Genomic DNA, 21,358 nt, shown 5'->3' with positions numbered 1-21,358 from the left:
GGCGCCGCGGTGGCTGCTGCCGTGGTCCCGTACTTGCGTCGGGTCCGTCGAGACCGTGCTCGCTTTCTGGACGAGCAGGAGTCGGCTAAACCTCGTGACGGCCGGAAACCGGGCGGCACGTCCGGCGACCCCCTCGAGTTCGTGGCGGATGCGGGGAGTGAGCCCCCCGGCCCTCCGTATCCGCCACGTTCCAACGCTGCGGCCCGGCGGAAGGTCGCCATGACTGGTGAGGTCTTCGCTCATGCCGGAGCGCAGATACCCGAACGCGATCGTGCGATCGTTTGGCATCATCTCACCTATGAGAGTCGACCTATTCGGGTTGCGTATTGGTGGGCGACAAGTTTCGGAAAATTCTTTACGCTAGGTGTTCTTTTTTTCATAGCGTCGATTGTTGTCGTGCTTGGGGAATATTCGTCTGTCTTTCTGATTGCAACACTGGCGGCTAGTGCGGTACTTATCGGACTTCCCGCGATCAAACTGCACCGTATCGCGTGGCAGGCTCTAAACCTGGCGGCTGGTGTGTACGCGGTCGCCTGCAAGGGGGTAGAAGATGCGGACAAGTGAAGATGCTATTGGCGAATTGGTATCTCGCGGTTTTCGAGCGATACCCCTTGCGGGGTCGCCGAGTCAACCAGAGAGCGTTTTATTTACGCTCGGCTGGGACGAGCCATACATGGATGAGGTTCTCATCCGAGATGAAGAGGACGCTACGGCGTGCCGTCACCGGCTTGAGAATGGAATCGACTTCTCCGACCGTAAGCATGTCGTCTGGTTCAAAGACGGATCGGTCCTGGAAGTGGTCGACGAAATCCTGCATCGTCTACCGCATCCGTCTAACCCCAATGCGCCAAGGCTTGTGATACCGACGCCGGGGAATCTGTGGATTCCGCCGAGTGCGCGAATAGAAGTTCGTTCGTAGTTCTCGCCAAATTACTAGCTGCGAGGTTCTTATGCCTTTCGTGACTATCGTCGGTTCTATTATCACGCTTGCGCTTGCGGCGCTCGTCGGGTTTTTCCTGCGTTGCTATGTTTTCTCGTCGAGTACAGGGCGGCATGCGCTCGATGTCGCCGAGTGCGACCGTTATATCGATGTTGAGTTTGCCGAGGTTGAGGAAATCGTCTACGCGCCTGTGGGAGGAGAGGTTATCGACCAATGCGGCATCGGCTTAGGCGAAGATGACGACTTCCCGGTCAACTCCGTTGGTGCTCGGCCTTATCTCGAAGAGTACTGGCGAACCTCGGGGCGTCACCTCATCGACCAAACTGCCGAGTTCGCGGCTTTCGCGTGGGCGGAAGAAGGCGACGAATACCAAAGCGTGAGCGGGAAACTCGAGTTGGTCGCATGACACGCACGTGGTGCGGAGTCGGGCGAGCGCCACCCGCGCGAGAATGTCGGGAATCAACGAACGAAGGGCCGAACGTGTCGCAACCGATCATGATGCTTGACCACCCCGGATGGCTGCGTGACGACGCTGGGCGCGCTCGGCGTGTGCTCCGGTCGGCCGGTTCGGTGTGGTCGGTGATCTGCACGCCGGTGCCCGTCGGCGGGCACCGGATCGACGCCGTCAAGCTTGCTGGCGACACCGACGTCGCACCGGTCGTCGACACGATCGACCCGCGGACGCTGGTAGGCGATGCGGTGATGTGTGACCCGTTGCGGGCCGACGGCCCGGTCGCTCGCGTGCGCACCTCAGACGTCTGGGAAGCGCTCGGCACAGCGGTTACCCGTCAGGTCATCAAGGCCGCGCACGCACGCGAGAACTACCGCCGGTTCTGCGAAACCTACGGCGAGCGGTACGACACCGCAGCCGGTCCGGCGTGGTTGTTCCCCTCGCCTGAGAAGGTGCTCGCCTTGTCCGACGACGAGTTCGACGTGCTGCGCATGAAGTTCTTCCGCAGGGGTCTACGTGCCGCCGCCGAGGCGAGCCTCAAAGCCGCGGACGACTGGGCGGACATGACCGGTGAGCACCTCGTCGCCGCTGTGCAAAGTGTGCGCCGGATCGGCCCTTGGACGGCTGGTGCCACTGCCGCCGACGTCACCAACGACTACAGCCTCTATCCCTTCGCCGACCTCGCGGTGCGCACCTGGGCGGGCAAGCTCGCGCCTTCGGTCTCCTGGCCGGAACCCGAACCTGAGTTCGGGCGGCTGTGGCAAGCGATGGCCGGCGCGCAGTTGTCCGAGTGGACGCTGCTCACCCTCGCTTGGGGAGTTCGACATGCAACCGGAGTTGCTCTCTGATCTGATCGCCGGCGCCGACCTTCGCCGGGAAATCGACATTCTGTTCGTCAATGCGCCGTTGCGGGACTACGACCAGCGGCCGCGGGTGAACGACTTCACGTTGCCCGTGCTCGGTATGGCCTACATCGCGACGTACGCGGCCGCGCAGGGTTTCAACGTCGGCGTGCTCGACGCCGAGGCGTACGGGCTCGGCGTCGAGCAGACTGCCCGCTTGGTGAACGCGGCCGCACCGCGATGGGTCGGCTTCAACCTGCTTGCGCCCACGTACGAAATCAGCGCGCGAATCGCCGATCGGCTCAACCGCGACATCATGCTCATGCTCGGCGGGCACCAGGCGAAGGCGATGCCGGTCGAGATCCTGCGCGACCATCGGATGAGCCAGTGCGAAGCCCTGGTGATCGGGGAAGGCGAAACGCGGGTCGCCGCCCTGCTCGACGACCACCGGCGACGAACCGAGCTGCCGGGGGTGATGTGGCTCGACCCGATCATGCGCACCCCAGTCACGGGCGGGGTAGGAAACAGCGGGCACCACCTCACGCCCGATATCAACGGCTTGCCATTCGTCGACCGGGGATACCTCGCGCAGGACCCACACGAGGACAACGGCCGACTTGAGGCGAACATGGTCGGCGCCCGCGGCTGCCCATACAACTGTTCGTTTTGCGGTGCCGCGAAGTCGGCGAACCCGGATATCACGATCCGCACGCGCGAGCCGCACAACATCCTCAACGAGATGTACGAGCTTCGCGGGGCAGGTGTGAACGCCTTCCGGTTCGTCGACGACCTGTTCCTCGGCGCTCGGCGCGTTATCGACACGATGATGCGCGCGTTCACCGCGGACCATGTTGGCGACTGGGCGAGATGGGACGCCACCGGCCGGATTAACGTGCTGCACAGGGCGAGCGATGACGTGCTCGACACGCTCGCGGCGAACGGCCTGCGCGAGGTCGCGCTCGGCGTCGAGTCGGGCAATGAACGCATGTTGACCCGCATCGACAAACGCATCACCCCGGACATGGCGCGCACCGTGGTCCGTCGACTCGCTGAGCGCGGGATCAACATCAAGGGCTATTTCATCGTGGGGTTTCCGACCGAGACCTGTGCCGAGATCGACGACACCGTGCGGCTCGTTCACGACCTATGGGACATCACCGATCCCTTGCCGGGCCGGTTCCGCGCGTCGGCGTTCGAGTACCGGCCATACCCCGGTACGCCCGACTGGGGCGAGCTGATGAAGTCCGGTAAGTACACGGCCGAGCAACTGCTCAACTACACCGCCGTTGACCTCACTTCGGACGGTGTCGACGAGTCGATGCGTGCGCGCGACGAGTTCAATTTCTCCGTCAACATCCAGTTGAGCGAGGCGCCGATTGATTACGTCCGGCGCAATCTGGTCGCTGTCTCTCGGGCGCAGTTCGACCGGAAGGCGGCGGCGTGAACGACTCGAGCCGAGGGGTGTTCGTCACGCTCGATGGGCCGGCAGGCGTCGGCAAGACCACAACAACCCGGATGCTGCGCGAATACCTCGGGAAGCGCGGTTACCACGTGTATGACACGACCGAGCCGTCGCACGCTGCGCTCGGCGAGATTGCTCGGCACAACACCGAGATCTACCGCGGGCGTAGCCTTGCGTGCCTGGTTGCTGCCGATCGCTATCTCCATCTCGAGACCGAGGTGCGTCCGCACCTCGACGCCGGGTTCACCGTCGTGTGCGACCGTTACGTCGCGTCGTCCTATGTGTTGCAACGCATGGACGGCGTGCCGCTGCCGTTCATAGAGGCGATCAATTCGGCGGCTGACCGGCCAGACCTCGCCGTGATCTTGCAAGCGCCGCCGGCGGTCATGGCGGCAAGGGTCGCAGCCCGCGGCGCGCACGACCGATTCCACACTGGTGAATGCTCGAGTAAGCAAGAGAGCGACCTCTACGAGGAAGCCGCGAAGCGACTCGCTGCGCGCGGCTATCCCGTTCTCGCCGTGGATACCGGACAAGCTTCCCCGGTCGATGTCGCGACCTACCTCACTGCACGAATCGCCGAACTGGTGGAGCGTCCCGACGCGCCAGCGGCGACGGCGTAGCCTCCTGCGGGTCCGCGGCGTGCCGTCCGGCACCTGCGGGCTCGCAGAGTTGCAACGCCACCTCGTGAGGATCTCGCCGGATGCAAGACGGGCAACACACCATCATTGACGTGCACGTTCTGCTCGTCCGCGGCGCTGAGCTGCTACTCACGCAGCGGCGCGGAACTTACGGCGGCGGCATGTGGCACCTCCCATCGGGAAAGCTCGACGCTGGCGAGTCACTACCGGCCGGTGCCGCACGCGAAGCCGCCGAAGAGGTCGGCGTGCGCATCGATCCGGACGACCTGCGGCACGTGCACACCGTGCATGTCGCCGGTTCCGGGCCGGTGCCGCGGCTCGGCGTGTTCTTCGAGGCTCGACGCTGGTCCGGCGAGCCGCATAACCGTGAACCCGACAAGTGCTCGGCCGTCGAATGGTTCCCGCTCGACAACCTGCCTGACGACGTGATCCCGTACCCGCTCGCCGGCATTCGGGCCTACCTCGACGGCGTCCCGTTTGGCCTGCTCGGCTGGACCGACCAGCCGCGGCCCGTCCTGGCCTGACCGCCTGCTCAGCGAAGCGAGCCCCAAAACTTCTGATTCGCCCGAGTCCACGCGGCATCGTTCAGGTTGAGCGTGGTCGGCAACGGCGCGGCCTGCCCGGACCGGTACACGCTGTACGGGGTTTCGTTGAGCAGCGCGGACGCGCCGGCCCCGGTTGCCGGCGTTGTCGAGGCGAGCCTCGGCGCTGTCCCGCTGCCCGTGGTGAGTCCGGCGAACGCGACGACATCGCCGCGGTTCACGGTGAGCGTGCCGAGGTTGATCGACTTCATACCGACGGTGGCAATCCACGCGAGCCCGCTTACCGTCGCCTTCCGGTCGACGCTCGAGAGGTTCGGGCCGACGTAGACACCGAAGTCAAACCCGGCGAGTCCGGTGTGCGCGGCGTAGACGCAGAACTTCGCCACGCTGGCGATCAGCGACCGCGGCGCGATGGTCGCCCACACGGTGAGGTAGCCGGGTGAGAGCGTTTCGCCCCAGATGGCATCGGCGCGCCGGAGCGTCGAGACCTGGTCGCCGTAGAGGGTGGTGTCGGTGGCCTGCGCCTCGACGGTGGGTAGCTGCCCCATCGTGGCCAGGTCGACCCCGTCGACGGGCACCGGTCCGCGGTATTCGAGTGCGCCGCCCACTACCCGACCACCACCACGCGGTAGGTGCCGGCGGCGCCGAAGGACAACGCTACGTTGTCGGCGTCGGTGAGGTCGACGCCGACGAGTACTAGCGTCGGAATGGTGGCGCTGATGTCGTAGACCGAGACGTCGACGAACTGGTTTCCGAGCCCGTGTCGGATGCCGACACCGCCGGCGGCGGTCGGCGACACGTCGGCGATGACCTTGCGGGCGACGACGGCGGTGTCGACGGCGACGGCGTCCGCAGTGACGACGATGCCCCGGCCGGCTCCGACTGCGATCGTGTCCGCGCCGACGGCGAGCAGGCCGGCACCGGCGAGAGTGAAGCCATCCGAGCCGGTGCCGTAGACGGCCCACGCCTGCCCGGTCTCGCCTGGGGTGATGCTGCCGTTCGTGGTGAGCAGGTAGAGCCGGTCGCCGTTGGTGGCGCCTTCCTCGACGGCGACGACGGCGCCGGCGCGCAGGTCGCCGGGGCTGTCGGCGTCGGCCGAGCGTGCCCACGCTCCCGCCTTGGCGAGGTAGATGCCGTTCTCGACCGGGTCGGCCTGCGCCTTGACGAGCACGCGGTCGTCGGCGTTCGGGGTGATGCCGTCGACGGCGGCGAGCCCGGAGCGGGTCACGGGGCCGGTGGTGGCCAGGCGCACGGCCGCTTTGAACGAGACGCCGGCGGCCGCTGCGGCTACGGCGTCTTGGAGCTGTCCGTAGGTGGCGAGGTCGCCGGCGGCCGAGCCCGCGGCCGCGTTGGTGATCCGCTGCGCGCCGGCGTTGACGGGCGCGGTAGGCGGGGCGAACTCGTCGAGCCGGTACCCGGTGACGGTCGCGTGCAGGTCGGACACGGTCGAGGCTGGCTGGTTGCCGGTGTGGTTCGCGCGGGCAGTGGGGTCGATCCAGTTGCCGGCGGCGTCGCGGATCTTCAACCGGCCGTTGTGGTAGATGACCTGCGCCTCGGCGCCGGCCGGGAGGCTGGCGACCTTGTGCGCGACCAGGTTGCGAGCTTCGTTGAGCCCGTGGTCGGTGTTGGTGCCGAAACGTACATCGGCCATGTGCGGGGTCTCCTAGCTGAGATAGGCCGCGCCGGAGCACGGCGCGGAGAACTCGACGCGGACGTGTCCGGCGGCGGGGTAGGTGACGACACCGAGCAGCGGCTCGCCGGTGGACTCGATGACGTGCACACCGGCGGGGGTGAACGAGAGCGGGTGAAAGACGTTCCAGACCGCGGCGGCGATATTCTGCTCGTGGCGGTGGCCGAACTCGAGGACGTCGCCCGGTTCGCCGGGCGGTGCGGTGTCGACGGGGGCGCCGACGGCGAGCCAGTCGAGCGCGACCGGCGGGCCGGCTTCGGGCTCAAGGGCTGTCACGGGTCACCCCCCGAGACACGCGCACGGTGCCCTCGACAATCCGGGCGACACGGCCGCCGGGGTCGACGAGCAACACGTCGAAGACGCCGGCGAGCCACGACCAGGCGCGCGAGGTCGCCGCGGTCACGGTGAGCGTGACCCGCGAGTCCGCAGTGCTGGCGTTGCCGGCCGCGGTCGACCACTCGTGCAGCACGTCGCCGGCGTCGATGCGTTCGCGGACCTGCGCGCGCACGGTCCACCCGGAAAGGTCGAGCGGCCGGCCACCCGAGGTGACCGGCCACGCTCGACCCCACTCGGTGCCCTTCTCGATCACGACGTCGTCGTGCAAGGCGGGCACGGGCTACTCCTGACGGTAGGTCGGTGGACGGGGCGAGCCGAGCAGGAACCGCGCGAGCCAGCTCGGCACCCGCGGCTCGAGCCAGCGAAGCGCGGCGTACACGGCACCGAGCACGACGGGAACGGCGGCGGTCTGGCCGAGCCCGTTCGCCGGCTCGGTGAGCCAGTCGGGCAGGCCGAGCGCGACGAGGTAGGCGACGCCGGCGGACCACAGTGCGGGTACGACGGTGCGCACCCACGACGTGACGCGGTCCGAGCGCAGCCACGCGACGAGCCGCTCGCCGAGCTGGCGCTGCGGAGTGGGTTCGGTCATGGTCACTTCCCCTTCTGCGGGAACGAGTAACCAATGCGGCCGTTTGTGGCTTCGCCCTTGGCGTTGCGCGCCCGGTACCGGAGCGCGATGCCCTCGAGCCCGCTCGGCACCTGCCAGAAATTCCGCTGTCGGTCGGCGAGCCGGCCGGTGGTCGGTGCGGTGCCGATCAGGCCAACGAGCTTGAGCCCGCCGCCGATGGTGACGACTTCGTACTCGACTTCGCCCCACGCGGCGAAGATCGTGAACCAGGCGTCGCCGACTACCGTCGAGTTGGCGTTGCTCTCGAACGGGAGCGCTACGTAGTTCCAGTCGGCGGAGTAGGGCAGGGATACGGGAATGGCGGGCATGTCGACCTCTTTCTGTGGCTGGGATGGGGACGAGAGCAGCGCGGCGAGCTGGTCGCGGGTGCCGCGGTAGGCGTTGGCGTCGACGGGGGTGTGTCCGGCGACGGTGGCCGAGCTGGTGAACTGCAAGACCTCGACACCGGCGCCGCCGTAGCCGTCCCAGTAGTTCGCCGGCACGCGCTCGTAAATCTGGGAGGCGTATCCGCCTTTCATGTCCGGGTATCGGCTCGACCACAACGGCGGCAGGCCGTCGAGCGCCGGCGAGCCGAGGGTGTCTCGCCAGTACCAGCGCGGGACGTAGACGAGCGGCACGGTGTAGCCGGCGCCGCGGAGCCGGGCGACGATGTCGCGGGTGAGCGCGAGGTTTCCGCCGTCCTTCTCGACATCGGGAATCACGGGCACGTCGCGCGGGACGGTGCGGGTGATGGTGTCGACCTGCGCCGCGGCCGAGGCGTTGCCGCGCTGGTAGTGGTAAGCGGCGACGAGCAGGCCGGCGCCGCGCGCTTCGCCGAGGTTACGGCCGAACTGCGGGTCGACCCATCCGGTGCCGTCGGTGGCCTTGAGAAAGGCGAAGTCGAATCCCTCGGCGCGGGTGCGACGTAGGTCGAACGCGCCGCCCTGGTGGTGGCTGATGTCGATGCCGTAGAGCATGGTCACCTCTCGAAAAGGGGTTGTGTGTCAACGGTTCTTGCGGTCGTTGAGCGGCTCGGTTGGGTCGGCGACGGCGTTCTCGACACGGTCGATTGCGTCGCGCAAGCTCGCGCCGGAGTTGGGGCGCAACTCGTGCTCGACCCGTTCGACGCGCTCGACGAGGTCGCGCACGTCGTCGCGGGTGGCGGCGCCGTCGGTTTCGATGGCGGCAATGCGTTCGATGACGCCGGGCCGCGCCGGCGAGCCGTTGCGTTCGGGCTCGCCGAACCAGTCGTCGGCGAAGTGACCGAGCCGGCGCAGTCCGCGGGCGGCGTTGCGCGTGGCTGTCCACACGCGACGGATGACGAGGTATGCGGCGACAGCGACACCCGCCGTCCCGGCGATGTCGAGCACGCCGAGACTGGCGAGGTTCACGGGTTCGGTTTTCCTTGCTGGATGGGATAGTTCGGGCTACATGCAGTAGCAGCCAAGGACTTGGCAGGCGATCGCGCCGGCGCCGGACGTCGAGGCGGTCAAGGTGACTTCGACCCAGTCGCGGCCGACGAACTCGGCCACGCTGAACCGGCCTTGCCGGCTGACAACAGGCCCGACATTCGCGTCCCACGAACCGACTTCGTTGCCGTCGAACTTGAGCCGGTAGGTGACGTTCGGCTTGCCGAAGGACTGGCCCCAGACACCATCGATCGTGACCCACGGGTGCGAGACGGACGCGCGGCCTTCCCACAACGTCGTTTCGCCGCTGAGCTTCCGGGTGTCGATGTCCATATAGCCGAAGGTCTCGCCGAGCCCGGGGTCGGAACTGTAGGTGTGCGTGATGAACATCGGATACAGGACAATGGGAAGCCACGGGCGCGCGAGACCGACGCCTACCTCGGCGTTGTCGGAGACGATGCCGCGGCCGGTTGAGTCGGTCATGGACCAGTAGTCGCGGCCGAACTGCTCGGCGCCCGCGGTGAACATGAGGGTCGAGCCGCCTTCGCGACGGAGCACAAACCGTTGCTTGCCTTGGGAATCCGGGCCGATGTAGAGGATTTCGACGCCGTCGGAATCGGTCACCTTGATGTAGCTGTCGTCGACGAGGGTCAACCCGCCGCGGGCGATGACGGCCGAGGACAAGCCGACTTTCTTGCGCACGGAGGCCAACTCGCGTTCAAGGGCGATGACGCGGTCGATGATGTTTGACGGCTGGTTGACCTGCATTAGGCGGCGTCCTCAATGAGCGGGCTCATGGTGATGGTGACGGTTTCGACGGATTCACCGGGCGCGTACTGCGCGTCGACGATCCGCATTGCCGTGTCCAGTCCGCGGCGCATGAACGCGTCGCGGATGACGACCCGGACGTCGTCGCCGGTGTCCCACTCGCCGACGTAGGGCGCGGTGTCGCCGCGCACGGTGAGCGTCGGGAGCACGACGGGCAGCCGGGCGACGAGCTGGTCGGCGTCGGCGTGACCTTGCAGCGTTTCGACGTCGCTCACGCTCGAGTAGCCCTGTTCGGATTCGAGCAACGGCCAGTGCGCCGGGTACTTCGCGGTGTCCTCGGCGACGGCGATCGGGGTTCCCTCGGCCATGCCGTCACCGGTGGCGAACGTGCGCGTTGCCATCCGCGTAGCGTCCGACGGCCAGACGTAGGAGAGGATGTTGCCGCCGGTCTCCCACACGTGCGCGGTGCCGGTCTGGCCGAGTCGAGGCGTGCCCACGCGCATGATGCGACGGACGCGGCCGCTGGTGCCCGGGGCGACGCCGAACATGATGTCGGGGCCGTTGATGACGCGCGAGAGCTGGCGCAGGGCCTCGCCGGTGTCGGTGAGCGCGTGGCCGGGGTATTCGCGGTCGCGGTAGATGAACGATTGCGAGTCGTCGACCTCGACCCGGATGTCGCCGCCGGCGTGCGATTGGGCGAGCTGTACCAGGCGCCGCGCGATGTCGTTTTGCTCGGCGTCGTTGTAGCGGGTGGTGAGCTTCGCGACGCGGTCGACGGCGACCGGGTCGGGCAGCAGCGGCAACACCTTGCGGTGGTCGAAGTAGCTCCACCAGTCCGACCCCTGGATCTCGACGGCGCCGGTGCTGCTGTCGTATTTGCGGGTCCAGATGAGCCCGCCCCACATCGGCCGGTCATCCCGCAGGACGTAGAGCGCGCGCCGGGCCGGCATCGTCAGCTCGTACGGGTCGCGCCGGCGCGTCGACGGGTGCCGGGACAGATCCCACGTGCCGGAGAACTTCCCCGCGTCGTTCAACGGCCGGTTGTACTTGACGCCGGACAGAGGCAGCTCGTCGAGCACGTTGCCGCTGCGCATGTCGGCAACGAGGAACGTGTACGTAGGCAGCGCCATCACGGCCCCCGCCACACGGCGGTAAAGCCGCTGATCAGGTCGCCGGGCGATTCCTTGGTGACTGCGCTCGCGGTGCCCGAGTAGCCGTAGCATCGGAATGTTGCGCCCTTGTCGAGCCACCTCGAGGTGGACGCCGAGACGTTGTTGCTGCCGCCGGCTGTGCTGTCCTTCGCCCACAGGTTCCCCGCGGACGAGCCGCCAATCATGGCGTACTTGTCGGTGACGGCGATCCCGTATCGCAGGTTCAGCGAGAGGTCCCACCAGCCGGGTTCTTCGATGGTGAACACCCCACCGGCGAGCGTGATGCCGCCCGGTGGCCGGTTGATCTGGGGGAAGGTGAGCAGAGTCGGCGCGTTCGAGGTCGGCTGGTTGGTGGTGATCGTCCAGTCGCCGCCCGGGGTCGCTCCGTTGAGCATCGCGGCGTAGAGCCACTTCTCGCCGTTCCAGCGGTAGAGCCGGCCAGTGCTGGCGAGTACGACGAGCTGACTGGGGTACGGGTCGGTGATGTCGGCCAGGGCGACCGCGGTCACCTGTCCGGGGACGCGCCACGCGGCACCGTCGTAGACCTCGCTCCATCCCTTGTCGATGCGGTAGACCGACTGCCCGGGATACGCGGCGAGCGCGTTGCGCTCGGCGACGCTGCCGACGGGCAGCAGCCCGCCGAGGGCGACCGTCCACCCGGGCGATAGCTGGTCGATCATGGCGTCGGTGATCTTGTTCGCGCCGGCGGTCACGCGGACGCGGCCGAGGGGAAACCAATCGCGCGAACCGTCGACGACGGGGTCGCTCGGTGTCGCCGAGGCGCTGCCGCGAACGAGCCGCACATCGAACCGGGTCGCGGCGTCGAGGTAGAACTCGTCGAACTGCTGCGCGATCACCAGGTCGTAGCGGTCGTTCGCTGGATCGGCAGGAACGGCGAGCACGTCGAGGGTCTTCGCTGTATCCAGCGACACCAGGTAGGACCCGATACCGCGGGAAGCGCGTACGGCGCCTTGGAACGGCTCGACCACGATCGAGCCGCTTGCCGTGCCGGCCGCGTGGACGCGCCCGGGGGTTCCCGGGGCGGGCCGGATGCCGTTGCGCGCGGTGACGGCGTTCGCCCCGGGAATGAGCAGCGCGGACACGGCGAGTCGCGCGTCTTCGGTGCTGATGAGCGGTTTATCGGTGGACCCGACGGCCCACGAGTTGCGCTCGGGCATGAGGAAACCTCCGTCTCACATGGCGGTGTTGTGCACGGTCACCGACAGGCGAGAGTCGGAACTCGGTGCGGCAGAAGCGAAAACGGCCTGTGTCTCTCGGCAGGGTGGGAAGCTGAACCATCCGCGGGTGAACAGGCGGTCGGACGCCGAGACGTTGCTGCCGACGAACAGCACGGTTCGGGCGAGCGTGTCGACCTCGACGACTTGCCCCGCGGGAATGAACCAATCCGGGTCGAACTCGAGCGCCTGCCCCGTATCGCGGCGAGTGATGGACGGGCCGCGGACCGGGCCGGCGATCCGCCATACCGGCCACGCCTCGGCCGTGCCGGTGTTCGTCCACGTGATCACCCCGCCGCGGGCAGCGGCGCCGAACGGCATCGGGAACCGGACCGGGAAGCCGAGCCCGCCGGAATCCGTCGCGCCGAGCATCGTCGACGCGGTGAAGCCGGGCAGTTCGAGCAACCGGGGATCGGTGGCGACCCATTGCAGCGCGCCGGCGACGTAACCGACGTCGTACTCGAGCCCGGTCGGCACCGACCGGCGCGTGCACCGGGCGAGCGCCTGCCAGCGTTGACCGTCGAGCCGGATCACGAGCGGTTCCTCGTCGGGGTTCTCGCTCGGCGTGGTGATGGCACGCAACCGGGCGACCGCGGCCGCGTACTGCGCGCGGGTGGCTCGCCGAGCCGAGATCACATACGAGTAGGTGACGGTGCGGGACTGCGCGAGCAACTGCCCCGGGAACGCGCCATGTTGGCCGGGCCGGTCGATGTCGCCGCCGCGCATCTGCGGCAGGTCGAGCCAGCCCTCGAGGGCGCGCCATCCGTAGGCGGTGCCGGCGCCGAGCAGTTCGCCGCGCCACTCGAGTTGTCCGTCGCGGGTGATGAGGTCACCAGCAGCCACTACCCACCCCCGCGGCTCAGCCAGTCCAGTTCTCCGGCGATGTCGGCGGGCGACTGCGCCGGTGTCGCGTGGAACTGGTCAATGTGGACAGTCGCGCGGCCTCCGGTCGCGGCGTACATGCCTGCGGCCGCGCCGGAACCCGTTCCAGTCGCGCCCGCGAACGCGAGCGCGGGGGTGTTCAGACCGTCCGCCATCGTGGCGGACACACGCGAGGCCAGGTCGGACGCCGAGCGCGTCGCGACGCCGGCGGCCTTGTCGATACCGCCGGCGAGGCCAGGCGGTATCCAACGGCCGATGTCGGCGAACACCTTCGACGGGCTCGAGATACCGAGCATGTCCTTAACCCACCCGGGAAGCAGCGAGCCGAAAAAGCTCTTTACCTTGGACCAGAGCCAATCGGCGGCGCCGGAAATGCCGTTCCAGAGTCCGCGCAGCAGGTCGCCGCCTATGTTGATCAACAGCGAGCCGAAGTTGCCGAGCACCGACAGCGCTCGGCCGGGTAGGCTGCCGACGAACGACAGCACGGCCGACACTCCGTTCGAGACGGCGCCGGACACACTCGACCAAATATTGCGGAAAAATCCCAGCACCGCGTTTAGTCCATTTTGGACAACCGAACGGACAGTGCTCAGCGCTGCGGAGACGAGTCCGGTGATGAAGTCCCAGGCGGCCGAGACGGCACCGGTAATCGTGGACCAGATTCCGGAGAAAAAGTCAGCTATAGCCCCAAAAACCGCCGAAGCTGTGCTCTTGATCCACTCCCAGGCAGCCGCTAGAGCTGCCTTGATCGTGTCCCAATTCGAGATGATCAAGATAGCCAGCGCTACTACCGCGGCCACGATCGCGAGGAACGGGTTAGCTAGCATCGCGACCCGTAGCGCGTTGAAAACCGTTGTAGCTACACGAAAAGCGGTCGACAGTCCGCCGACAAATGTCGTCAGAGGGCCGATCGCGGCGGCCGTGGTGCCGAACGCAATCGCGAGCGGGCCGAGCCAACTCATGTTGTCGGAAAGGAAACCGGCGAGCAGAGCGAGCAGCGGGCCGACGATCTGTAGAGCGGTCGCTAGGACGGTGCCGATCTGGCCGGCCAGGGTCGCGAGCCCGGGGGCGAGCGCCACGACGGCCGGTTCGAGTGCCACGATCGCCGAGGCCAGCCCGCCGGCCAAGGACTGCGCGACGGCACCGACCACGGGTGCCAGGGCCGCTAGAACTCGACCGAGCGGGGCGACCGCGGGGGCCAGGGAGGCGAGCGCGGCGCCGAGCTGTGGACCGAGCACCGCAATCGCCGGTCCGACGTCGGACACGAGTACGCGGCCGACCTCGGCGAACACGGGAGCCAAGCCGCGGCCGGCCGCGGCGATGCCGCCGAAAATCTGCTGTAGCAGGGTGGCGCCCTGCGCGGAGTTGAGGAACTCCCGCACCGCGCCGGTTGCCTGCACGAGCACGTCGAGCGTCGACACGCCGTTCGTCGACATCGCCCGGAAGACAGAGGCGACGATGCCGCCGACATTCCCGGCGAGCTGGCCGAGCTGCTGTAGAGCGTTGAGCCCGTTGCGCATCCACGCCTCGAGCTGCCCGGACTGCCGGGCCTGCGCGATGAACGCGGCGAACCGCTCGGCGGCCGAGCCGGCACCGGTGGTGAGATCGGCGAACACGGTCGAGCCGACGGTCGCCACGTCGCGGAACACCTGCGCGAGCGGCCGCGCAGTCTCGGCCAGGTTCGACACCGCGGTCGAAGAGTTGTCGAAGATTGTCGTGACGTCGCGCCCGGTCTGCGCCTCGCGCAGGAACGCAGCCAGGCCGGCGGCACCGACACCGAAACTCGAGGCGACGTCGGTCATGCCACGCTTGAGAATCGGCATGTACTGTCCGCCGAGCTGGCGAACAACCGAGCCCATCTCGGAGAAAAGCTCTTGCTGTACCGAGCTTTTCACCGCGTCCCACGCGGGTTTTATCTCGCGCACGGCGTTCGCGGCGTCCCGTGCCGCAGGGGCGAGTTTCGCGGTGGCCTCGGCGAACTTCTTCGGGTCGTCGATGTTCTTCATCGCGTCGCCGAAGCCGGACATGCCGACCTTGAGCGAGACCAGCGCGGCGCCACCGGCAACCGCGGCGCCCGGCAGGATCAGCAGCGCGCCGGACGCGGTGACCAGTCCGCCGCCGAGAGCGCCGAGCGCCCCGCCGGCGAGGTTGGCCGCGCCGGCAAGAGCACCGATCTTGAGCGCGCTCGCACCGGCAGACATCGCCATGTCGCGCGCGGACTTGCCCGCGCGCACGAGCGCGTTGTCGTAGACGTCGGTGTCGCGTGCCGCGGCCGCGAACCTCGCTCGGGCCTGCGCGAGCTTGCCGGCGACGCCTTTGTCGTCGATGCGGAGATAACCGACAAGCTCGCCGATGGTGAGCGCCACAGGGGATCACCCCCGCCCGCTGATCAGTCAGGGGCGGGGGCGATCAGCCTCGGGGTAGAGCGCTCGGCGTAGTCGGCTGGCGTCGGTGGAGAACAGGCCGGCGATACGGATGCGCAGCCAGCGCCACGAACGGGCGCGCAGCAGGCCGGGCGCCTCGAGGTCGACGCCGTAGATTTCGTGCAGGTCTAGCTCGACGAGCGACCAGCGCTCGAGGATTTGCCGCCACTGCGGGCCGTCGCCGGCACCGCCTTCCGTGTCCGGCTCGTACCATTCCCGGATGCCCGTTGCGGGGTCGATCGGGCCGCCGCGCGACGGCTGGCCCGATTCCCCGCCGAGGCTTCCGGGCGGCCGCCGGTGTTCCAGTACGCCTCGGCGGCCTCGGCGCTCTGCGTATGGTGCAGAAACGCCGTCATGCCAGCGACTTTGAACCGCGGCCACGCGACGCCGTCCGCGAGCATCTCGTCGTAGGCGGTGCCGAGCGACTTGCGGTACATGTCGATTTCCTGCGCGTCGCTCAGCAGCTCGCCGCCCGGCTCGGGCACCGACAGCTCGCCGGCGTCGGGGTCGTCCTCGTGCGCCTTGACCGCGGCCGCTACGCCGAACATCCAGTCGTGCAGCCGTTGCAGTCGCAGACCGGTCTCGGCATCGACCGGCGGGACGGTGTAGACCTTGCCGCCGATGGGCAGCTCGAGCCCGCCGTCGAGCAGCTCGTCGAGATCCCGATACGCCATCACTTACCCCCGCTCGTCAACGCGGCCGCGGTGCCACCGGCCGGCGGAACGGTCGCGGGATTGGTGATCTCGAGCGGCGCGCCCTGGCCCAGCAACGTGAAGTTGAAGGGCTCGAGGTCGGTCGTCTCGCCGCCCTTCTCGAACTCGGACACCTGCGCGTACCCCTCGGACGCATCCGGCGAACCGTCGCGCCGGTACCAGCGCACATGCACGTCAGCCTCGAAACCGACTTTGCGCGCGGCCTTGCGGATGAACTCCTGTCCCTGGTCAGGGGTGTAGGTGCTGGCCTTGGTGTCGCGCTTGCGCTTGCCCTCGGCCTCGATCTTCCATTTCCGCTGTGTGATGACGTCCGAACCCCACCCGGGCGCGTCGTTCGTCGCGTCATCCTCGGTGTTGTCGTCGCTGGACTCCGAGAAGCTCGACAGCCCGCGAACGGGCGTCCACACGGGGGTGGTCGCGGTCGCTGCGGTATTGACCTCAAGTGTCCAGTCGCTCGCAAGCATGGACCGTAGGGCCATTTCTCTTCTCCTGGTTCTGTCGAAGTAACATCATTCGGGGTTTCCGAGTTCTGTTCGCATCACGTGCGTTACATAGCCGATTTCGCGGTATGTAGCTTTGGATGCCTCGGAAATGGGGCCGGCCGGATCTAAGTGACCCTTGCTCTTCATCTCACTGTGCGCAATTTCTGAGACTTTGCGAAGCACCTTCATGGCATCATGCAAGGTTTCAACGACATCCTTTGATCCTATTAGTGCGAGTTGAAACTCAAGGGCTTCGACCTTGTCGTCGTGCGAATGTAAGTCTTCGATGATCGACCATGTCTCTTCGTGATCGAGTTCTTCGACGCATAGGTCAATTGTTCGCGCACTCCATTCGTGGAGGATCTTAGTCGTATCGCTGTATAGCTCTAGTCGCTTGTCGCGCCAGTGTTCAAATGCTCGCGCTTCACGTTCAGCTTTTAGGCGGACACTTTCCCTGCGTGCATTGACCAGTTGTCCGGCGACCACGCCGAAGATGCCAAGAATTGCGACCGCTAGTGGTACCCAAATGGAAACTTGTGCACTCTGCATACGGTAAGCGTAGTGAGTGCGTATCCTGTCATTCTCGGTACCTTGTTGGGTGGTGCGCCCGAATGTTGTAGGTGTCTGTGTGCAAGTAGCGGCCGTTCTGGTCGGTGCCGCTGGGGTTCGAGGTCTCGCGGGTGACCAGGTGGACGCCGAGGCCGAGCTGCTGCTCGCCGGCACCGGCGAGCGCGTCGAACGCGACGTCGACTAGGTCGAGCGCGTCGCGCGGGTCCTGGCCGGCCGAGCGGTACCGGATGCGCAGGCCGTACTCGGCGTCGGCGTCGGTATCCGCGGTGAGCGGGTAGAGCAGCAGCGCGACCACCTGCGGCGGCTCGGCCGGTATGGCACCGAACACGATGCCGGTCTCGCCGGGCGTGTACACCCCGTCGGGCCGGTAGACGCCGGCGCCGACTGCGGCCAAGTGGCGGGCGAGGATGTCGCCGAGTTCGGCGAGGAAGCTCACGAGCGGGTCGCCTTGCGGATCTGCGCGGCGATGATCTGCCGGGCGACGTCGATCTCGTCGTCGAGCGCGGTCTCGAGGTACTTCGCTTGCCCGTCTTCGTGGTGCCAGGTGGTCTCTTCGTGCTGGCGCACGGCGTACTCGGTGTCGAACGAGACGGCGCCGTCGAGCCCGTCGGTGGTCGCCGTGCCGGTGTTGCGGAGCGCGCCGGTGTCCTTCGGCGCTCGGTTCACGGCGACGCTGCGAACATGCTCGGCGGCGAGCTTGACGCCCTTCTCTGCGCCGCGGGTGAATTCGTCGATGAGGTGGTCGCCTTTCCAGTGAAACTCAGTCTTGAGCCGCACGGCGGGTATCTCCCTACGTGAGCGTGATCTCGACATGCGCCGGCGCGCTGGGGTGATCGAACGTGCTCGAGGTGATGACGGTCGCCGAGCGCGCGGCCGGCGTACCAGGCCACACGGTCACCTCCGAGCCCGCCGGAATCGAGGGGCCGGGCCGAGTGATCACGGTCGTTTCGCTGATGGTCTCGGCGCCGTCGGACGCGCGGACCAGGCGGCGCCGGTCCTCGACGTAGGCGCGGCGGATGGTGAACGGCCGACCGAAGCTCGGCCCGTATGCGCCGGCGCCGGCGTAGGGCTTCACGGTCACGGTGTGCGGGAGTAGGAACGCCGGCATGGTCACCGCCACCGGGCGACCTCCTGCTCGACCGGGCCGTCGCCGAGACCGGCGTCGGCGAGAAGCTGCATAGCCTCGGGGGCCAGGCGGGCGGCCTGCGCGCCGGCGGGGGTCGCGGCGGCTGGTGTGTTCGCGCGGGACAGCGTGACGGACCCGATGCCGGTCGAGGTGTAGCGGGCGGCCGCGCCGGTGTCGTCGCCTGTGTCTTCCCACCATGCGACGGTCGCGCACGTGGCATCCCGCACGGCGGCGCGCTTGTCCGGGTCTGTGGGATATCCGGCCGGGTCGGTGACGTAGACCGCGGTCACGAGCAGCCAGTCGACGAGCCGCGACGCGCGCGCGAGTGACCGGGTGATGCCTTCGGGTGGGGTGGTGAGGTCGAGCCAGTTCGCGTAGTCCTCGGCGGTCGCGTACACACGCGCCACGGTGCCCCCTCTCGTCGGTGGAAGCCGCGGCCGGTGCCCGGTCGGGGGCGCGGGCACCAACCGCGGCGGCTACTTCGCCGGCGTGCGGCGGTTGGTGCGCTTCGCCCCGTCGGCGGCCGGCGAGGCGTCGACCGCTGTCTCGTCGACGGGTGCGGTATCGACCGGTGGGTCGTCGGCGGGGTGTTCGTCGGGCTCGATGTCGTCCTCGACCGGCGTCACGGTGTAGCCCTGGCGCTGGAAGTAGGCGACCGCGTTTTCGTCGCCGGTCTCGCCGCGGCCGGCGGTGAATCGGACGCCGGCGACGGTGCCGGTGTAGTCGGCGACGGGGGTTTTGATGGTGTGTTGTGGCATCACTGCACCTTGATGTTGCGGAAGACGGCGGCGGACTTGGTGGCCTTGAGCGCGACGGCGACCGGGCCGAGTTCCACCTCGCCCTTTTTCACGGCACCGGCGAGGGTGAAGTCGGGCAGCCAGCTCTCGACGAGCTGCGTGCCGACGGTCGCAACGCCGTGGAATCCGTCGAGCCCTACGCGGTACGCGTAGAGGTCGGTAAGTCCGGTCGCGGCCGTGCCTCCGACGGTCCGGCCGAGAATCGGCACAATCGGGTTGTTCGTGCCGGCCTTGGCGCCGGCGTCGACGAGCAGCACCCCGCCGTAGGTCTCACGCACGACGGGCCGGCCGTTGACGCCGAGCAGCCCCTCGACCGGGTCGCGGGTGTACATGCTTGCGCGCCGAGCTGCTGCCCGGACACGAGCAAGCGACTTCGCGTTGCCGATCACCACCGACGGGGCGCCGTCGAGCAGCGACAGAAATTCGTCGATGGCGTCGAGCGCCTTGTGCTCGGCGCGCGCGTTGGTGTCGAAGTCGGTCCAGTCGGTGACCTGCCCGGCGCGAAACTCCGTCGTCGAGCCCACGAGCGCCTTGTCGAGCCCGTCGAAACCGTTGGTGTCGACGGCAGTGTCGCCGTTGATCACGGCATCCTGAAACCGGGTGTTCGCGGCCTTGATCTTCTGCGACATGTTCAGCGACACCGCGGCGGACGCGGCCGGGCCGACCTTGGCGATAACCCGGTCGACCTCGAACGCGCCACCGAGCACGGCCAGGTTGACCGAAAACGGGGCGGTAGTGACGTTCTGCGGCGCGTACTCCGCGTTCAGCGCGCGGAAATCCGCGGTCGGCTGTGTGATCAGCCGGCGGTACCCGTAGGTGAGCGTCGCGCCCCCGCCGGACGGGTTGACGACGTCGTCGAAAATCAGCGAATCGAGGATCGCCGACTCTTTCCGAAACTCGTCGATCACGGCCGGGTCGTAGTCGGTCTGTGCGTTGTTCTTCGCTTCGGCCAGAGTGACGGCCATGGGGTGACTCTCCTATGTGGTCAGTTGCCGTAGTGGCGGGTAATGGCGTCCGTGAGGGACTTCGCGGCAGGCTTGGCGCCGGTCCCGCCGGCGTGCTGCCCGCTGCTGCGTGGCGGCACCTGGCCGACGGTGCGCAACTTCGGGTTGTCGGTCACGGCCTTGGTAATCGCTGCGCCGATCTTGTCGGCGAAGTCGGCCGCGGTCGGGTCGAGCTGCTCGACCGCGGAGAGGAACGCGCGCGAGTCGACCAGCGCGGCAGGGTCGGCGTCGAGCGGGCCGGCGGACTTGAACACGGCCAGCTCCACCGCGGCGGCGCGGGCGCGCTGCTGCTCGGCGGTGACCTGCTCGGCAAGCTTCGCCGGGTCCGCCTTGTCATCCTCACCGGCGACCAGGCCGAGGGCCTTGCCGATGTCCTGCGCGAGCCGCTGCCGCGCCTCGTCGGCCGCCTTGGTCTTCGCGCTCGTGCGGTCCGATGCGTTCTCGGCGCGCAAGTCGCGAACCATCTTCGCCAGCGTGGCCGGCTCGAGCGCGGCGAGTTCGTCCGCGGCCGCAGGTGGATCGGTCGGCGCCGGTGTGCTCGGCTGACCGGTCGCCGATGGCTGCTCACCTGTAGACGGCTGGCCGGCTGTGTTCGGTTCGTCGGACGGTTCGCCAGTGGGCGCGCCGGCGGCGCCGGCCGGGGTGATAGGTGCGGACACGGTTGCCTCCTGGGCGGTCGTGGGGTGGGAAAACTCGGCGCCTGGCCGAGGAAACGAAGGTGTCCGCGTTGTTGACACTCGCTGCGAATGGCCCGTAGAGTGTCAACAACGCGGACATTCGGAGAGAGGAACGAAATGCAGGCACTTTTCGAGGTCGGGCCGCTGCTCGAGGCCGAGGCCATGCGCAAGCACATCGCCGACCAGGTCCCGGGGCAGGTCGACATCTGGGAGGCGTGCGCCGAGGTCGCCGCCGAACGCTCGGCTGCCGAGCCGACGCCGTTCGCGTGGCCGGAACCTGTCGGCCCTCTGTCGTTCTACGTGCGCGATGAGCTGTTCGGCGGGGCGGTGCTCGCGTGAATAGGCGACGCGACACCAAGCAGGGCGCCGCGAAGAAAGCTGCGGCGCCCGGCCGTCATTTCATTGGAGCGGCAACGCTCGGCGAGCGACTCGGCGTGAGCCGCTCGGCGGTGAGCAAGTGGCGCAAGCGGTACCCGGCCGACTCGCTGCACCCGTTCCCTGAGCCAGACGTCGAGATCGACGACGTACCCGGGTGGGACGCCGAGCGCGTGCCCGAGATCAGGCAGTGGCGCGCAGGTATGCCCGGAAGCGGTAACAGCCTCGAGTGAGTCGA

At 67.9% G+C, this 21,358-nt stretch carries 30 protein-coding genes; 8 read left to right on the top strand and 22 right to left on the bottom strand.

What is annotated here, in order from left to right:
* Positions 1-219: 219 nt before the first annotated feature.
* The 6 genes from D0D37_RS46560 (at position 220) to D0D37_RS12900 (ending at position 4,857) form a co-directional block, all read left to right on the top strand.
* Positions 220-564, top strand: a complete 345-nt coding sequence (locus tag D0D37_RS46560; RefSeq protein ID WP_162834197.1) for a hypothetical protein — start codon at positions 220-222, stop codon at positions 562-564.
* Between the two features lie 395 nt (positions 565-959).
* Positions 960-1,346 carry a hypothetical protein gene (locus D0D37_RS12920; protein ID WP_162834196.1) on the top strand — a complete coding sequence of 129 codons (387 nt, stop codon included), beginning with the start codon at positions 960-962 and terminating at the stop codon, positions 1,344-1,346.
* Between the two features lie 74 nt (positions 1,347-1,420).
* Positions 1,421-2,239 carry a DNA glycosylase family protein gene (locus D0D37_RS12915; protein ID WP_244223490.1) on the top strand — a complete coding sequence of 273 codons (819 nt, stop codon included), beginning with the start codon at positions 1,421-1,423 and terminating at the stop codon, positions 2,237-2,239.
* Positions 2,217-3,677 (top strand): B12-binding domain-containing radical SAM protein, encoded by a 1,461-nt coding sequence (locus tag D0D37_RS12910; RefSeq protein WP_116200748.1) that lies wholly within the window; start codon positions 2,217-2,219, stop codon positions 3,675-3,677. Before D0D37_RS12915 ends, D0D37_RS12910 begins: the two co-directional genes overlap by 23 nt.
* Entirely contained in the window at positions 3,674-4,315 is a 642-nt protein-coding gene (gene tmk, locus D0D37_RS12905; RefSeq protein ID WP_116200747.1) for a dTMP kinase, read from the top strand. Before D0D37_RS12910 ends, tmk begins: the two co-directional genes overlap by 4 nt.
* Positions 4,316-4,395: 80 nt before the next feature.
* Entirely contained in the window at positions 4,396-4,857 is a 462-nt protein-coding gene (locus D0D37_RS12900; RefSeq protein ID WP_116200746.1) for an NUDIX hydrolase, read from the top strand.
* 8 nt (positions 4,858-4,865) lie between these two features.
* Here the strand turns inward: D0D37_RS12900 and D0D37_RS12895 are convergent, their stop codons facing one another.
* From D0D37_RS12895 to D0D37_RS12790, 22 genes are all read right to left on the bottom strand, one after another.
* Complete coding sequence (locus D0D37_RS12895; protein WP_162834195.1) at positions 4,866-5,453, bottom strand: hypothetical protein; 588 nt, start codon at positions 5,451-5,453, stop codon at positions 4,866-4,868.
* 29 nt (positions 5,454-5,482) lie between these two features.
* A complete protein-coding gene (locus tag D0D37_RS12890) occupies positions 5,483-6,526 on the bottom strand; it encodes a hypothetical protein (protein WP_116200744.1) in 1,044 nt (347 codons plus the stop codon).
* Positions 6,527-6,538: 12 nt separating this feature from the next.
* Positions 6,539-6,841 (bottom strand): hypothetical protein, encoded by a 303-nt coding sequence (locus D0D37_RS12885; protein WP_116200743.1) that lies wholly within the window; start codon positions 6,839-6,841, stop codon positions 6,539-6,541.
* Complete coding sequence (locus D0D37_RS12880) at positions 6,828-7,178, bottom strand: hypothetical protein (protein ID WP_116200742.1); 351 nt, start codon at positions 7,176-7,178, stop codon at positions 6,828-6,830. Before D0D37_RS12880 ends, D0D37_RS12885 begins: the two co-directional genes overlap by 14 nt.
* Before the next feature lie 3 nt (positions 7,179-7,181).
* Complete coding sequence (locus D0D37_RS12875) at positions 7,182-7,490, bottom strand: hypothetical protein (protein ID WP_116200741.1); 309 nt, start codon at positions 7,488-7,490, stop codon at positions 7,182-7,184.
* Positions 7,491-7,492: 2 nt separating this feature from the next.
* Positions 7,493-8,485, bottom strand: coding sequence for a glycoside hydrolase family 25 protein (locus D0D37_RS12870; RefSeq protein WP_116200740.1), 993 nt, complete (start codon positions 8,483-8,485; stop codon positions 7,493-7,495).
* A gap of 27 nt (positions 8,486-8,512) precedes the next feature.
* On the bottom strand, positions 8,513-8,899 hold the full coding sequence (locus D0D37_RS12865) for a hypothetical protein (RefSeq protein WP_116200739.1): 387 nt from the start codon (positions 8,897-8,899) through the stop codon (positions 8,513-8,515).
* Positions 8,900-8,935: 36 nt separating this feature from the next.
* A complete protein-coding gene (locus tag D0D37_RS12860) occupies positions 8,936-9,685 on the bottom strand; it encodes a hypothetical protein (protein WP_116200738.1) in 750 nt (249 codons plus the stop codon).
* Positions 9,685-10,815, bottom strand: coding sequence for a hypothetical protein (locus D0D37_RS12855; RefSeq protein ID WP_162834194.1), 1,131 nt, complete (start codon positions 10,813-10,815; stop codon positions 9,685-9,687). The genes D0D37_RS12860 and D0D37_RS12855 overlap by 1 nt, the downstream gene beginning before the upstream one ends.
* Positions 10,815-12,014: a hypothetical protein gene (locus D0D37_RS12850; protein WP_116200736.1), complete on the bottom strand. Its 1,200-nt coding sequence runs from the start codon at positions 12,012-12,014 to the stop codon at positions 10,815-10,817. The genes D0D37_RS12855 and D0D37_RS12850 overlap by 1 nt, the downstream gene beginning before the upstream one ends.
* A 15-nt stretch (positions 12,015-12,029) precedes the next feature.
* Positions 12,030-12,914, bottom strand: a complete 885-nt coding sequence (locus D0D37_RS12845) for a phage tail family protein (protein ID WP_116200735.1) — start codon at positions 12,912-12,914, stop codon at positions 12,030-12,032.
* The gene (locus D0D37_RS12840) at positions 12,914-15,319 is read right to left on the bottom strand and encodes a phage tail protein (protein ID WP_116200734.1); all 2,406 of its coding nucleotides are present in this window, start codon (positions 15,317-15,319) and stop codon (positions 12,914-12,916) included. Before D0D37_RS12840 ends, D0D37_RS12845 begins: the two co-directional genes overlap by 1 nt.
* 185 nt (positions 15,320-15,504) lie before the next feature.
* Positions 15,505-16,050 (bottom strand): DUF7426 family protein, encoded by a 546-nt coding sequence (locus D0D37_RS12830; protein ID WP_116200733.1) that lies wholly within the window; start codon positions 16,048-16,050, stop codon positions 15,505-15,507.
* A complete protein-coding gene (locus tag D0D37_RS12825) occupies positions 16,050-16,568 on the bottom strand; it encodes a phage tail tube protein (RefSeq protein ID WP_162834193.1) in 519 nt (172 codons plus the stop codon). The genes D0D37_RS12830 and D0D37_RS12825 overlap by 1 nt, the downstream gene beginning before the upstream one ends.
* A gap of 30 nt (positions 16,569-16,598) precedes the next feature.
* On the bottom strand, positions 16,599-17,120 hold the full coding sequence (locus tag D0D37_RS46555; protein WP_162834192.1) for a hypothetical protein: 522 nt from the start codon (positions 17,118-17,120) through the stop codon (positions 16,599-16,601).
* A gap of 28 nt (positions 17,121-17,148) precedes the next feature.
* The gene (locus D0D37_RS12820; RefSeq protein ID WP_116200731.1) at positions 17,149-17,577 is read right to left on the bottom strand and encodes a minor capsid protein; all 429 of its coding nucleotides are present in this window, start codon (positions 17,575-17,577) and stop codon (positions 17,149-17,151) included.
* The gene (locus D0D37_RS12815; RefSeq protein WP_208719925.1) at positions 17,574-17,918 is read right to left on the bottom strand and encodes a hypothetical protein; all 345 of its coding nucleotides are present in this window, start codon (positions 17,916-17,918) and stop codon (positions 17,574-17,576) included. The genes D0D37_RS12820 and D0D37_RS12815 overlap by 4 nt, the downstream gene beginning before the upstream one ends.
* Positions 17,919-17,931: 13 nt before the next feature.
* Positions 17,932-18,261, bottom strand: coding sequence for a hypothetical protein (locus D0D37_RS12810; protein WP_116200730.1), 330 nt, complete (start codon positions 18,259-18,261; stop codon positions 17,932-17,934).
* Positions 18,252-18,674 (bottom strand): head-tail connector protein, encoded by a 423-nt coding sequence (locus tag D0D37_RS12805; protein ID WP_162834191.1) that lies wholly within the window; start codon positions 18,672-18,674, stop codon positions 18,252-18,254. Before D0D37_RS12805 ends, D0D37_RS12810 begins: the two co-directional genes overlap by 10 nt.
* Positions 18,675-18,743: 69 nt before the next feature.
* Positions 18,744-19,025: a hypothetical protein gene (locus D0D37_RS12800; protein WP_116200728.1), complete on the bottom strand. Its 282-nt coding sequence runs from the start codon at positions 19,023-19,025 to the stop codon at positions 18,744-18,746.
* Positions 19,025-20,029 carry a major capsid protein gene (locus D0D37_RS12795; protein ID WP_116200727.1) on the bottom strand — a complete coding sequence of 335 codons (1,005 nt, stop codon included), beginning with the start codon at positions 20,027-20,029 and terminating at the stop codon, positions 19,025-19,027. The genes D0D37_RS12800 and D0D37_RS12795 overlap by 1 nt, the downstream gene beginning before the upstream one ends.
* A gap of 20 nt (positions 20,030-20,049) precedes the next feature.
* Entirely contained in the window at positions 20,050-20,727 is a 678-nt protein-coding gene (locus tag D0D37_RS12790; protein WP_116200726.1) for a hypothetical protein, read from the bottom strand.
* Between the two features lie 135 nt (positions 20,728-20,862).
* Here D0D37_RS12790 and D0D37_RS12785 point away from each other — a divergent pair, with 135 nt between their 5' ends.
* Positions 20,863-21,084, top strand: coding sequence for a hypothetical protein (locus D0D37_RS12785; protein ID WP_116200725.1), 222 nt, complete (start codon positions 20,863-20,865; stop codon positions 21,082-21,084).
* Positions 21,081-21,353, top strand: a complete 273-nt coding sequence (locus tag D0D37_RS12780) for a hypothetical protein (RefSeq protein WP_116200724.1) — start codon at positions 21,081-21,083, stop codon at positions 21,351-21,353. Before D0D37_RS12785 ends, D0D37_RS12780 begins: the two co-directional genes overlap by 4 nt.
* The last annotated feature ends 5 nt before the right edge of the window (positions 21,354-21,358 follow it).

This window comes from Amycolatopsis circi (genome assembly GCF_003385235.1).
Lineage (GTDB): Bacteria > Actinomycetota > Actinomycetes > Mycobacteriales > Pseudonocardiaceae > Amycolatopsis > Amycolatopsis circi.
This window is presented reverse-complemented; position numbering and strand designations above follow the sequence as displayed.